The following is a 12,721-nucleotide window of genomic DNA, read 5'->3' as shown; positions in this document are numbered from 1 at the left end:
AGGCTTGAATTCATGCCGCGCAGTGTGCAGTCGCAGTCACTGGCACACTTCGCCCGCGAACGAAGTGTCGGTTGCACGGGCGCCTTACGATGAAGGGATGAGCACTACTTCATCGCCGCACCGGGCCGTGTCCGAAAACGCGGATGTCCAACTCGCCCGCCTGGCCGGCGCCATTGCCGAACCCGCGCGCGCACGCATGCTGAGCTGCCTGATGGACGGCCACGCACGCACCGCAACCGAACTGGCGGCAGTGGCCGAAGTGGCCGCATCCACGGCCAGCGCGCACTTGGCGCGGCTGAAGGAAGAGCGGCTGGTCGAACTGCTGGTGCAAGGCAAGCACCGCTACTTTCGCCTGGCCGACGACAACGTGGCCGCGGCACTCGAAAGCCTCATGGTCGTGGCAGGCACACCGCGCGCCGCGGCGTTCGAGCCGAGCACGCCGAGCCGGCTGCGCACCGCGCGCACCTGCTACGACCACATGGCTGGCACGGCGGGCGTTGCATTGCACGACCGGTTGCATGCGCAAGGCTGGCTCAGCGGGCTGCAAAGCGGTTCGTACGAACTCACGCCCGAAGGCGCGGTGGCGCTGGAGAGCCTGGGTGTCGAAATCGACGCGGTGCGCCGGTCGCGGCGGCGCTTTGCCTGCGCCTGCCTGGACTGGAGCGAGCGCCGCCCGCACTTGGGCGGTGCGCTCGGCGCGGCGTGGCTTCAGCTGTCGCTGCGCCGCGGCTGGGTGCGCCAGGCACTCGACAGCCGCGAGCTGGCGCTCACGCCCAAGGCGCTGCGCGAACTGCCGGAGCTCTTTGCCTGAACTCTTTGCCTGAAGCGCCGCCTCAGGCCTTCAGCTTGAGCAAATAGATCATCGGCCCGGCCATGGCCAGGTCCAGCTCGAGGAAGCTCTCGAAGTCCTTGCCGGCCATCCAGAACGAATCCCAGTTGTTGCGCTTGATGGTCTTGTTCCACACGTCGGCGGCGGTGGCGCGGTGCACGGCCTCGAGCAGCACGGCCTTGCGCTCGGGTGGCACCTTCTTGCCGGTGAGCACGCCGCGCCAGTTGGCCAGGTCGGCGTCCACACCCTGCTCGCGCACCGACGGAATGCCGAGGAAGGGCCGCTTCGACGACACGCCGATCGCGCGCAGCTTGCCGCTCGAGAGACCTTCGCTGAATTCGCTGAAGCCCGAAATGCCCGCCACCGCCTTGCCGGTGATGAGCGCCTCGACCACCTGCGCGCCGCCCGGGTACGGCTGGTAGACCAGGCCCGCGGTGTTGCCGGCCACGCGCGCCAGCATGCCGGCGTACATGTGGTCCACGCCGCCCGCCGAACCGCCGGCGATGATGGTCTTGGCCGCATCGGCGCGCAGTTGGGCGATCAGGTCCTTGGGTGTCTTGATGGGCGAATCGGCCTTGACCGCCACCACTTCGTAGTCGCTGGTGAGGCGCGCCACGGGCGCGACCTGCGCCATGGTGACGGGCGGCTTTTGCAGCGCCACCGCGCCCACCATGACCATGCCGCTCATCAGCAGGGTGTCGGGGTCGGCATCGTATTTCTCGACGTACTTGGCCAGCCCGATGGTGCCGCCCTTGCCGCCGATGTTTTCGTAGACCACCTCGCCCGCCGCGCCCGAGGCGAGCAGTGCGGCACCGAGCGCGCGGCCGGTCTGGTCCCAGCCGCCGCCTTCGTTGGCCGGAATGACGATGCGCAGCTTGGAAATGAGCTGCGGCTCGGCGGCGCCCGCCGGGCGGGACCACAGCGCGGCATGGCCGGCACCCGCAACGGCGGCTGCGCTGGCCATCCATGCATTGAAGTTGCGGCGAGAAAGACTCGCGGGCGACGAACTAGGCATTTCGTTTCCATTTGTTGGCAGAAGTAACCAATGATGTCTGCGAAATGAGTCTGTCACCTACCTGTCGAAGTAGGTAAAAACCCTAATGAGTGTTAAAAATTACTGAAAAGCGACCTCGGCGAAGCTTCGGAGCTTGCGGCTGTGGAGCCGGGTCGACCCCTGCTCGCGAAGGATGTCGATGGCCCGCATGCCAATGCGAAGATGCTGCTCTACCCGCTGGCGGTAGAAGTGGTTGGCCATGCCCGGCAGCTTGATCTCGCCGTGCAGCGGTTTGTCGCTCACGCACAACAGCGTGCCGTACGGCACTCGAAAACGGAAGCCGTTGGCCGCGATGGTGGCGCTTTCCATGTCCAGCGCCACCGCACGGCTCTGGCTGAAGCGGCGCTGCGGCTGATTGCCCGGCAGCAGCTCCCAGTTGCGGTTGTCGGTGCTCGCCACCGTGCCGGTGCGCATGATCTTCTTCAGGTCGGGCCCGGTGTAGCGGGTGACGTCGGCCACCGCTTTTTCGAGCGCGAGCTGGATTTCGGACAGCGCCGGAATCGGCACCCACAGCGGCAACTCTTCGTCGAGCACGTGGTCCTCGCGCACGTAGGCGTGGGCCAGCACGTAGTCGCCAAGCTGCTGCGCATTGCGCAGGCCGGCGCAGTGGCCCAGCATCATCCAGGCATGGGGGCGCAGCACGGCGATGTGGTCGGTAATGGTCTTGGCATTGGCCGGCCCCACGCCGATGTTCACCATGCTGATGCCGCTGCAGTCTTCGCGCACCAGGTGGTAGGCCGGCATTTGCGGCAGGCGCGGGGGCGCGGTGCCCTGGCTGCCGTCGAGCAAGGCGCCAAAGTTGGTGCTCGCCCCCGCGGGCAGGCCGCGGCGGCGGGTGATCACATTGCCTGGCTCGATGAAAGCGATGTACTCGCTCTTCTCGTCGGCCATGGCCTCGTGGCCCAGCCGCACGAACTCGTCGATGTAGAACTGGTAGTTGGTGAACAGCACGAAATTCTGGAACCACTCGGGCGCCGTGCCGGTGTAGTGCCGCAGGCGGTGCAGCGAGTAGTCCACCCGCGCTGCCGTGAAGAGCGACAGCGGCTGTGCTTCGCCGGCCTGCGCTTCGTAGGTGCCGTTGGCAATGCCGTCGTCCATCACGCCCAGGTCGGGCAGGTCGAACACGTCGCGCATCAGGGCGCGCCGCTCGTCGCTCATGGTGCCTTCGATGTGGTCGTTCTCGGCGAACGAGAAATGGATCGGAATCGGCTGCGTGCTGGTGCCGACTTCGATCTCGACCTGGTGGTTTTCGAGCAGCAGCCGAAACTGGTCGAGGTAGTAGCGTGAAAAAAGATCGGGCCGCGTGAGCGTGGTTTCATAGCGGCCCGGCCCTGCGACAAAGCCGTAGCTCAGGCCGGCATTGGCCGGCGGCGTGTGGCGCGACACCGTGTGCGTGTGCACCCGCACAAAGGGGTAGCAGGCGCGCACCCGGCCGGGCAGCGCCTCGCCGGCGACGAAGCGCAGCATCGATTCCCTCAGGTGCGCGAGGCCGCCCTGGTAGATGGACTTGACCTGGTCCAGCGCCGCGTTGGCGTCGTTGAAGCGGGCGGGAGCAACGAAAGTGGGCATGTGGGGCATGACGGCATTGTGCAATGCCCGTGCCTGCAGAGCGCTGACCGAAAAGGGGCGGGCGAACCGATTAACCTCGGGCGATCTCCCCGAAACATCCCGAAAGGTGAAGCAATGAAGGTCGCAGTGATGGGCGCCGGTGCAGTCGGCTGCTATTACGGTGCCATGCTGGCGCGCGCAGGCCACGAGGTGGTGCTGATCGGCCGGCCCTCGCACGTGGAAGCCGTTCGCGCAAAGGGGCTGCGGCTGGAGACCAGGGCTTTCGATGAATGCGTGCGACTCGGTGCAAGCACCGAAGCCAGCGCAGTACAGGGCGCCGGCCTGGTGCTGTTCTGCGTGAAATCCACCGACACCGAACTGGCCGCGGCGCAGATCGAGCCGCATCTTGCGCCCGACGCGTTGGTGCTCACGCTGCAGAACGGCGTCGACAACGACGAGCGCGTGCGCTCGGTGCTGCCGCGCCACGAGGTGGCCGCCGCCGTGGTCTACGTGGCCACCGAGATGGCGGGGCCGGGCCATGTGAAGCACCATGGCCGGGGCGAACTGGTGATTGCGCCGTCGCGTGCCAGCGAGCAGGTGGCGCAGCATCTTGCAGCCGCCGGCGTGCCCACGCAGATTTCCGATAACGTGCGCGGCGCGCTCTGGGCCAAGCTGGTGTTGAACTGTGCGTACAACGCGCTCTCGGCCATCACCCAGCTGCCGTATGGCGAGCTGGCAAAAGGCCAGGGCGTGGACGATGTGATTCGCGACGTGGTCGACGAGTGCCTTGCCGTTGCCAAGGCCGAAGGCATCGTCATAGCTGGAGACACCGGTGCCGCCGTGCGCGGCATCGTGCAGTCGATGCCCTCGCAATACTCGTCGACCGCCCAAGACCTTGCGCGCGGCAAGCCGAGCGAAATAGATCACCTCAACGGCCTTGTCGTGCGGCGAGGCGAGGCGCTCGGCGTACCCACGCCGGCGAACCGCGTGCTGCTGGTGCTGGTGAAGCTGCTCGAAGGCAAGCAGCAGCACAAGCCAGGCGCCTAGCCGGGCATCGGTTCGCGCATCGTCACGAACTCTTCGGCCGCCGTCGGGTGGATGCCCACGGTGCCGTCGAACAGCGCCTTGGTGGCGCCCGCGCGCATGGCCACCGCAAAACCCTGCACGACCTCGCCCGCATCGGCGCCCACCATGTGCAGGCCCACCACGCGGTCGGTCGACTTCTGCACCACCAGCTTCATGAAGGTGCGCTCGCTGCGGCCGGAGAGCGTGTGGCGCAGCGACTTGAACTCGCTCGAGAACACCGTCACTTCGCCGAACCTGGCGCGCGCGTCGATCTCGGTGTAGCCGCAGGTGCCGATGTTCGGATGCGTGAAAACGGCGGTCGGAATGTATTCGTAGTCGAGCTTGCGCTTGCCCTGGCCGAACAACGCATCGACCACCACCATGGCCTCGGCCAGCGCAACCGGGGTGAGGTGCACGCGGGTGGAAACATCGCCTACCGCGTAGATCGACGGTACCGAACTGCGGTAGTTCGCATCGACCGCGATCGCGCCGCGCTTGTCAACAGCAACGCCCGCCGCCTCCAGGCCGAGGCCCTGGGTGTTCGGCACCCGGCCTGTGGCAAAGAGCACCGTGTCGGCCTCGACCTGCTGCCCGCGCGCCAGGGTGACGACCAGCCCATTGGGGCCGCGCGCAATCGACGCCGCCTCGACGTTGAGCCGAACGTCGATGCCGGCCTTGCCCATTTCGTGTGCAACGAACTGCCGCACGTCGTCATCGAAGCCGGTGAGCAGGTGTGCGCGGCGATGCAACTGCGTCACTTTGGCGCCCAGGCCGTTGAAGATCGAGGCGAACTCGCAGGCGATGTAGCCGCCGCCCACCACGAGCAGGCGCTTGGGAAACGGATCGAGGTCGAACATCGCATCCGAGGTGGCGACGTGCTCGCGCCCGGGAATCTCCGGCACGAAGGGCGTGCCGCCGGTGGCAACGAGCAGATGGCGCGCGGTGTGGCGCTGCCCGTCGATTTCCACCGTGTGGCCGTCGACCAGCTGGGCCCAGCCCGTGATCAGCCTGACGCCCGAGTTCTTCAGCAGCGAGGCATACACGCCGTTGAGCCGCTCGATCTCCTTGGCGCGCTGCGTCTTGAGGTGGCCCCAGTCGAACTGCGGTGCCTCGGGCAGCTTCCATCCGTAGCCCGCGGCTTCCTCGAACGATTCGGCATAGCCGGCGGCATAGCTGTAGAGCTTTTTCGGAATGCAGCCCACGTTGACGCAGGTGCCGCCAAGGTCTGCCGCTTCGGCCAGGCCCACGCGCGCGCCGTGCTGCGCCGCCATGCGCGCAGCCCGTACGCCGCCGCTGCCGCCGCCAATGACGAAAAGGTCGAAGTCGAATGTGCGCATGTGAAGGGTGCTCCTTGCCGGCGACTGTAGCCGCCGGCAGGGAACAACGGTTCCCGCGGGTCTTGCGCGGCGCGAGCGCCCGCCCGGGCGATCGACGTTCAGCGCTGCTGCGAGTCCGGCGAGGTCATCAGCCTGCGCCGTTCGTCACCGCCGCGCTGGACCGCCGGAGGCTGGGGCTGGGCTTGCTGGGGCGGCGGCGCAAAGCCGCGTTGCTGCTGCATCGCACGAACCTGCGCCTCCTGGGCCTGCCGCATGGCGTTCTGCTGAGCCTGCTGCTGGGCGAGCGCCTGCTGCTGCATTTGCGCGGCGCGCTGTTGCATCTCCTGCTGCTGGCGAATCATCTGCTGCTGGGCCAGCGCCTGCTGCGCGGCGCGTTGCTGCTGTTGTTGCACCTGCATCTGCTGGGCTTGCGCCTGGGCGGCGCGCTGCTGCAGTTCCTGCTGTTGCCGCTGCGCCTGTTGCTGCTGCTGGAGTTGAAGCTGTTGTTGATGCTGCTGTTGCTGCCACTGGTTCTGGTTGGCGCGCTGCTGCCACTCCTGCTGCTGGCGCTGGCCCTGCTGCCGCTGCCATTCCATTTGCTGCTGCTGTTGTTGCTGTGCCGCCTGCTGTTGCGCCGCGCGCTGCTGCATCGCCTGGATGTTCTGCGCCTGCTGCATCTGCTGGACTTGCCGCGCCTGCTCATACTGGAACTCTTGCTGCTGGCGGGCTCGCAGCTGCGGCGGCGGCTGCATTGCGGCGGGCCGGCCGAAGCCGCCGCCAAAGCCATGCATCGGAATGCCGGGCGCCGGCGCAACCGGCACGCGCGCAAAGCGGTCGTCGGGCAAGCGCACCAGGTCGCGCCGGCCGAAAGGGCCACGGCCGAAGCGGTCGGCCGGCACCACGGTCACCGCGCCCGGCATCCGCTGGTTGGCATAGAAGTCGTTGCGCATCTCGGCCTGGCGGTTGCGGTAGGCGGCCATGCGGTTGACCCGATCGATGTAGCGAGGGCTCGCGCTATAGGCGGGGCGCCATTGTTCGCCGGGCGCGAGCGGAAACCAGCCCACGCCGCTGCGGCCGTCGCCGATCTGCAAGGTGGCGTTCACGCCGCCACTGCCGCCGCCCACAAAGCCGACCAGCGCGGGCGAATAGACGGGCCGTGCGGTGGTCTGCCCCGGTACCCATGCCCAGCGCGGACCCACACGCGCCCAGCGGCCGTAATGGAAGGGTGCAAAGCCCCAAGGCGCGGCATCGACCCAGGTCAGGCCCCAGGGCGCGACGTTCACCCACTGGCCGTCGCGGTAGGGCGCCCAGTCGGCGTCCACGTTGCGCGGGAACCAGACGGCGCCGTAGGAAGGGTCGTTCTGCCAGTCGCCGTAGTTGTCGAGTTGCTGGTAGCCGACCACCTCGCGCGACACGTAGCGCGCCGAAACCGACTGGTCCTCGATGCGGTTGCGTTCGGCCACCCAGGCGTCGAAGCTGCCGTTCTGCGGCGGGAAGCTGTTCACCGCGGCAAGGTCGCGGCCGGACACGGTGAGTTGCTGCCGCGCGCCCAGGGTTTGCGACTGGCCGTTTTCACCATGGAGCGTGGCGCGGCCGGAGGCCACCGCGACCCAGGTGGTGCCGGCGGAGGGGTCGGCCCCAATGCGGTATTCGCCGGGTGCGTCGATCACCACCGCGAGATTGCCGGTGTCCACCTCGACCCGCTGGCCCGAAAGATCGTCGCGCACGCGCAATTGCAGGTTGCCCTGGTTCGCGGTGATGCGTACGGTGTCGTCGTCGAGCTCGGAAAACTCAACGTGTGTCTGCCCGTCCATCCTCAGCGCCGCCGAGCCGATGTGGACCTCGGCGCGCGCACTGCGGTCGGTCCAGAGCCGGTCGCCGGTGGTGATGGGGCGGTTGGGCTGTGCGTCGTACCAGCTGTCTTCGCCGGCCGGCGCAAAGCTCACTGTGCCTTGCTGCAGGTTCAGGCGTGCCACGCGGCCCGGCGGGTCTTGCTGCGCGCCGGCCGCCGCGCCAAGGCACAGCAGCGCGATGCCAAGCAGCCACCGGCGCAGCGGCCGGTGAAGAAGGGAAAAGGCGGTGCGGTTCATGGTTTGTCTCTGGTTCGCGGGACCGGATGAAAGCGATGCACATGTAACGCGCGAGAATCCGCTGCCGCTGTCAGCGCATGCCCCCAGCTTGGTGAAGCGCACGCACATTCGGCAACCGCTTGTAATGAGGGACTCAGCATGAAAAACGACAACAACCCAGGTGCATCGGTCAAAGTGCGCTACCGGAACCATAGCAAATCGTGCAGGGTGGCGGCGCTCGCCCTCGGTGCGGCGATCTTCATTGCGGCCCCGGGCGCCGAGGCCCAGCTGGCACGCAAGCCGTCTTACTACCAGCAGCAGAACAGCAGCAACTCGGCTCCCGCGGCCGCCCGTCCGGCAGCGCCCGCGTCGCTGCCCATGCTTCGCAGCCAGGGCGATTTCGACGCCCTGGCGCGCGTCTACGACGCGGGCACGCCGATGCAACTGGCCCACGTGCTTTTCGCCGTCGACCGCCGGGCCAGGCCGGTGCGCACCTACTACATCGACACGCCGCGCTTTCAGCTGCATGTTCGCTTCGTGCGCGATACCGGCCTCTCGCCGCGCGCCGGCAAGCGCGAAATCGACCGCAACTACCTTGTGCCGGACCGCCGCTTCCTGTTCGGCACGCTGAGCTGGCAGCAGAACATCGGCGCCTTTACCTACGAATTCTGGGAGGGCGACCAGCTCACCCCCGCGCTGCTGCGCCAAGCCGATGCGCAGGTGAAGGCCAGCTTCTTCGCACCGGTCAAGTTCAAGACCAATTCGACGCTGCACGAGCGGATCGCAAAGGAAACGGGCGTCGACTTCGTCAGCCAGGAAGCGCTGATCCGCGAGCAGCCCTACATGCCGATGAACCTCGGCACGGCCACGGGCCGTGTGCGCATCGTGGACGAGGCCTCGGGCGCGAACGTGTTGAATGCCCTGCTGCCCGACGATATTGCCGTGCTGCGCCAGGTGCCGATCAGCCTGCCGCCCGTGGCCGGCGTGCTGACCGAGCGGCCTTCGACCGCGCTGTCGCACGTCAACCTGCTGGCCAAGGGCTGGGGCATTCCCAACGCCTATGTGCGCGATGCCGCGGCTGTGCTGCGCGAACACGAAGGCCATTGGGTGGCGCTCAAGGTCGCGGCCTCGGGCTTCCAGCTGCGGCGCCTCACGCCCGAAGAGATCGCGGCGCTGCCGCCGCGCAATGTGCGCACCGCGGCCATCGGCGCGGTGCCCGGCGGCGCGAAAGCCGCCAAGCCCGACCTGCGCGAAACCCGCCTGCTGCCGCTTGCGTCTCTTCGCGCGCGCAACAGCGCGCAGTGCGGCTCCAAGGCCGCCAACCTCGGCGCCGTGCTGGCCGCGCGCATTCCTCAGACCACGGTGCCAGACGGCTTCTGCATTCCCTTTGCGCACTACGACCGCTTCATGCGCGCCAATGACCTGGCCGGCCGCATCGCGCGCATGCAGCGGCAACCCGGTTTCGCGAGCGACCCGCAGATCCGGCAGAAGGCGCTGGCACAGCTACGCGATGAGATCGTGCAGTGGCCGGTCGATGCGGCCATCGCGGCGGCGTGGCGCGCCGCTTGGCAGTCGCAGCTGGGGGGCGGCGGCGTTTTCGTGCGCAGCTCGTCCAATTCGGAAGACCTGCCCGGCTTCAGCGGCGCGGGGCTCTACAGCACGGTGCCCAATGTGAAGACGGGCGATGCGCTCGAGCTGGCGGTGAAGAAGGTATGGGCGTCGGTGTTCAACCCCGAGGCGTGGGAGGCGCGCAGCGCCGCCGGCTTCGGCGCCGAGTCGGTGGTGATGGGCGTGTTCGTGCAGACCGCCATCGATTCAACCAACGCCGGCGTGATGATCACGCGCGACCCCTTCGACGCCGGGCATCCGCACGTCACCTACATCTCCGCCAAGCGCGGCATCGGCATCCGCGTGGTCGAAGGCAAGCGCGTGGCGGAACAGGTCATGTATTCGAGCTGGTCCAAGGCCATCCAGGTGCTCAGCCGCTCCGCTGAAGAGACGGCGCTGCAGCTCGACAAGGACGGCGGCGTGAAGGAAGTGCCGGTGGAAGTGGGACGCCATGTGCTCACCGACGAACTGGTGGTGCGGCTCGCGAATGTGGGCGCGGCGGTGAAGCGCACCTTCAACGGCGTTGACCAGGACATCGAATGGGCCACCGTGGGTGACCGCATCGTGCTGCTGCAGGCGCGCCCCTATGTGGAGCGGCGCCGCTGATCCTTGCCGCTTACTTGTACAGCAGCTGCGGCAGCCAGAGCCCGATCTGCGGCCAGATGTACAGCAGCACGATGGCCAGCACCTGGATGCCCATGAAGGGCAGCATGCCCAGGAAAATCTGGTTCAGCGTCACGTGCGGCGGGCTCACGCCCTTCAGGTAGAACGCCGCCATGGCCACCGGTGGGCTCAGGAAGGCCGTCTGCAGGTTCATTGCAACCAGCAGGCCGAAGAACAGCGGATCGACGCCGAAGTTGTCGAGCAGCGGAATGAAGATGGGCATGAAGATCACGATGATCTCGGTCCACTCCAGCGGCCAGCCCAGAAGGAAGATGATCACCTGGCTCAGCACCAGGAACTGCACCTTCGTGAGGTTCATGCCCAGAACCCACTCTTCCACCAGCGCCTGCCCGCCGAGCAGCGCGAACGCCGCCGAGAAGATGGCCGAGCCCACGAAGAGCCAGCACACCATGGCCGAGGTCTTGGCCGTGAGGAACACCGATTCCTTCAGCACCGACAGGTTGAGCCGCCGGTAGGCGGCCGCCAGCAGCATGCCGCCGAGCGCACCCATGGCCGCCGCCTCGGTCGGCGTTGCCAGGCCCAGCACGATCGAGCCGAGCACCGACAGGATCAGCAGCACCAGCGGGAAGAACGAGGCCAGCAGCATCTTGAAGATCTCGAGCCGCGCAAAGCTCAGGAACAGGTAGAACAGCGTGACCATCGCGCCGAAGATGGCGAAGGTGACCCACCACCAGGTGGGCGCTGGGCGCACCGAGGCGCCTTCTGCCGCGGGCGCGTTGTCGGCGGGTGGTCGCGCCGAAGCCGCTTGGGCCGGCGTGGCAGATTCGGCGGATGCGCCCGGCGGTTCCGAAAGCGGACCGGAAGAGGGCGTGTCCCCCGACGGCGGCTCCTGCAGCCCGCCCTCGGCCGGTGGTTCCTGCAGGCCTCCGGTGGAAGGCGGCTCCTGCAACCCGCCTGTGCTTTCGCCTTGGGCCGGATTGCCGCTGCGCGTGGCGCCGATCTCCTCGATCTCGTAGCGCGCCTGCGCCTCGATGGTGGTCACGGCCTTGTAGCTGAAGCCGGCGAGCAGCAGAAAGATCACGGCGGGCATTGCAACGATGCCGAGCTGCCGCAGCACGTGCGAGAAAGGCACGTCCGCATTGCGCCGGCCTTTCAGCAGGCCGACCACCGCGTGCGCGGCGGGGCTGTCCGCCAGCCGCTGCGAGAGCGGGGTGAGAGGCACGGCCCGTTCCGCCTGCGACAGCGGCGGCGCCCATTGCGGCTTGAGCCGCGCGATGACGATCACGTACAGCACGTAGAGAGACGCGAGCATCAATCCCGGAAAGAAGGCCCCCGCATACAGCTGCACCACCGAGACGCCCGCCGTGGCGCCATAGACGATCAGCAGCACCGAAGGCGGAATCAGGATGCCGAGGCATCCGCCCGCCGTGATGGCGCCCGCGGCCAGTGGCACGCTGTAGCCCGCGCGCAGCATGGCCGGCAGCGCCAGCAGGCCCATCAGCGTGACCACCGCGCCCACGATGCCGGTTGCGGTGGCAAAGATGGTGCAGGTGACCAGCGTGGCCACGGCCAGCGCGCCCGGCAACCGCGCGAGCGCCAGGTGCAGGCTCTTGAAGAGCGACTCGATGAGGTTGGCGCGCTCCACCAGGTAGCCCATGAAGACGAACAGCGGCACCGCAATGAGCACGTCGTTGGCCATGGTCTTGTAGGCGGCCTGCACCATCAAATCGAGCGTGCGGTGCCAGTCGCGGTCGTAAGCCAGCCACGTGAAGAGCATGCCCATGCCCATCAGCGTGAACGCGGTGGGAAAGCCCAGCATGATGGCCACCACCACCAGCGAGAGCATCAAGAGGCCCAGGTGGCCGTTGGTGATGGTGTCGGCGCTCACCAGCACCGCGCCCGCGCCGATCACGATCAGCGCCATGAACGAGAGGCCGAACCAGAGTTCGCGGCGGATCATCGTGCGGCCTCCTTGGAAACCACCACACGGTCGAGCGCGGCAATGTCTTCGTCCTTGACGTTGACCATTTCCTTGAGCTTCTCGACGTCGACCTCTTCCACGTCCTGCTCGCGCGAAGGCCACGCGCCGCTCTGGATGCATTGCACGCAGCGGATGATCTCGACCACGCCCTGCAGCAGCAGCGTGAAGCCGGCGAGCGGAATGATGTACTTGAACGGATACAGCGGCAGCGGCTCGGCCGAAAAGGTCTGCTCGCGGATGGCGAGCGATTCGCCCGCATAGACCCAGCCGGCCCAGGTCAGCGCGACGATGCCGGGCAGGAAGAAGATGATGTAGAGCACCAGATCGACCAGCGCCTGCGTACGCGGCCGGAAGAAGCCGTAGAGCACGTCGCCGCGCACGTGGCCGTTCTTGGAGAGCGTGTACGCGCCGGCCGTCATGAACATGGCGCCGTACAACATGATCTGCGCGTCGAGCACCCAGGCATGAGGGTGGTTCAGCACATAGCGCGAAAACACCTCCCAGCTGATCAGCAGCGTGAGCAGCAGCGCGCACCATGCGAAGGTCTTGCCGATCCAGGTCGAGAAACGATCGACGGCCAACAGGAAAGATTGCATCGAAAAGAACTCCTCGCTGCGGCCGGCGCAG

Annotated in this window: 9 protein-coding genes; 3 read left to right on the top strand and 6 right to left on the bottom strand. The window is 67.4% G+C overall.

Features of this window, described 5'->3' with window-relative positions:
- Nucleotides 1–97: 97 nt before the first annotated feature.
- Nucleotides 98–811, top strand: a complete 714-nt coding sequence (locus GOQ09_RS24370) for an ArsR/SmtB family transcription factor (RefSeq protein ID WP_157616243.1) — start codon at nt 98–100, stop codon at nt 809–811.
- Between the two features lie 22 nt (nt 812–833).
- Here GOQ09_RS24370 and GOQ09_RS24365 read toward each other — a convergent pair whose 3' ends face one another.
- Both GOQ09_RS24365 and GOQ09_RS24360 read right to left on the bottom strand, forming a co-directional pair.
- Nucleotides 834–1,844 (bottom strand): Bug family tripartite tricarboxylate transporter substrate binding protein, encoded by a 1,011-nt coding sequence (locus GOQ09_RS24365; protein WP_207309898.1) that lies wholly within the window; start codon nt 1,842–1,844, stop codon nt 834–836.
- 99 nt (nt 1,845–1,943) lie between these two features.
- Nucleotides 1,944–3,461, bottom strand: a complete 1,518-nt coding sequence (locus GOQ09_RS24360) for an AMP nucleosidase (protein WP_157616242.1) — start codon at nt 3,459–3,461, stop codon at nt 1,944–1,946.
- Nucleotides 3,462–3,566: 105 nt separating this feature from the next.
- Between GOQ09_RS24360 and GOQ09_RS24355 the strand changes: the two genes are divergently transcribed.
- On the top strand, nt 3,567–4,478 hold the full coding sequence (locus GOQ09_RS24355) for a ketopantoate reductase family protein (RefSeq protein ID WP_157616241.1): 912 nt from the start codon (nt 3,567–3,569) through the stop codon (nt 4,476–4,478).
- Here the strand turns inward: GOQ09_RS24355 and gorA are convergent.
- Nucleotides 4,475–5,833: a glutathione-disulfide reductase gene (gene gorA, locus GOQ09_RS24350; RefSeq protein WP_157616240.1), complete on the bottom strand. Its 1,359-nt coding sequence runs from the start codon at nt 5,831–5,833 to the stop codon at nt 4,475–4,477. The two genes, GOQ09_RS24355 and gorA, sit on opposite strands and share 4 nt — an antisense overlap.
- Nucleotides 5,834–5,931: 98 nt before the next feature.
- Nucleotides 5,932–7,902: a DUF6600 domain-containing protein gene (locus GOQ09_RS24345; protein ID WP_157616239.1), complete on the bottom strand. Its 1,971-nt coding sequence runs from the start codon at nt 7,900–7,902 to the stop codon at nt 5,932–5,934.
- Between the two features lie 138 nt (nt 7,903–8,040).
- Between GOQ09_RS24345 and GOQ09_RS24340 the strand changes: the two genes are divergently transcribed.
- The gene (locus GOQ09_RS24340) at nt 8,041–10,095 is read left to right on the top strand and encodes a PEP/pyruvate-binding domain-containing protein (RefSeq protein ID WP_157616238.1); all 2,055 of its coding nucleotides are present in this window, start codon (nt 8,041–8,043) and stop codon (nt 10,093–10,095) included.
- 10 nt (nt 10,096–10,105) lie between these two features.
- On the opposite strand, the gene GOQ09_RS24335 is transcribed toward GOQ09_RS24340, so the two are convergent.
- Together GOQ09_RS24335 and GOQ09_RS24330 are read right to left on the bottom strand one after the other, a co-directional pair.
- Entirely contained in the window at nt 10,106–12,073 is a 1,968-nt protein-coding gene (locus GOQ09_RS24335; protein WP_157616237.1) for a TRAP transporter large permease, read from the bottom strand.
- Entirely contained in the window at nt 12,070–12,690 is a 621-nt protein-coding gene (locus GOQ09_RS24330; RefSeq protein WP_157616236.1) for a TRAP transporter small permease subunit, read from the bottom strand. The genes GOQ09_RS24335 and GOQ09_RS24330 overlap by 4 nt, the downstream gene beginning before the upstream one ends.
- Between the last annotated feature and the right edge of the window lie 31 nt (nt 12,691–12,721).

It is taken from the genome of Variovorax paradoxus (assembly GCF_009755665.1).
GTDB lineage: Bacteria > Pseudomonadota > Gammaproteobacteria > Burkholderiales > Burkholderiaceae_C > Variovorax > Variovorax paradoxus_G.
Note: the sequence above shows the minus strand (reverse complement) of the source record. Positions and strands in the feature narration are given on the sequence as shown.

What these genes read in the sequence shown, in the direction of transcription:
- gorA (WP_157616240.1), bottom strand. Translation starts at nt 5,833, where the DNA reads ATGCGCACATTCGACTTCGACCTTTTCGTCATTGGCGGCGGCAGCGGC.
- GOQ09_RS24365 (WP_207309898.1), bottom strand. Translation starts at nt 1,844, where the DNA reads ATGCCTAGTTCGTCGCCCGCGAGTCTTTCTCGCCGCAACTTCAATGCA.
- GOQ09_RS24360 (WP_157616242.1), bottom strand. Translation starts at nt 3,461, where the DNA reads ATGCCCCACATGCCCACTTTCGTTGCTCCCGCCCGCTTCAACGACGCC.
- GOQ09_RS24345 (WP_157616239.1), bottom strand. Translation starts at nt 7,902, where the DNA reads ATGAACCGCACCGCCTTTTCCCTTCTTCACCGGCCGCTGCGCCGGTGG.
- GOQ09_RS24370 (WP_157616243.1), top strand. Translation starts at nt 98, where the DNA reads ATGAGCACTACTTCATCGCCGCACCGGGCCGTGTCCGAAAACGCGGAT.
- GOQ09_RS24335 (WP_157616237.1), bottom strand. Translation starts at nt 12,073, where the DNA reads ATGATCCGCCGCGAACTCTGGTTCGGCCTCTCGTTCATGGCGCTGATC.
- GOQ09_RS24330 (WP_157616236.1), bottom strand. Translation starts at nt 12,690, where the DNA reads ATGCAATCTTTCCTGTTGGCCGTCGATCGTTTCTCGACCTGGATCGGC.
- GOQ09_RS24340 (WP_157616238.1), top strand. Translation starts at nt 8,041, where the DNA reads ATGAAAAACGACAACAACCCAGGTGCATCGGTCAAAGTGCGCTACCGG.
- GOQ09_RS24355 (WP_157616241.1), top strand. Translation starts at nt 3,567, where the DNA reads ATGAAGGTCGCAGTGATGGGCGCCGGTGCAGTCGGCTGCTATTACGGT.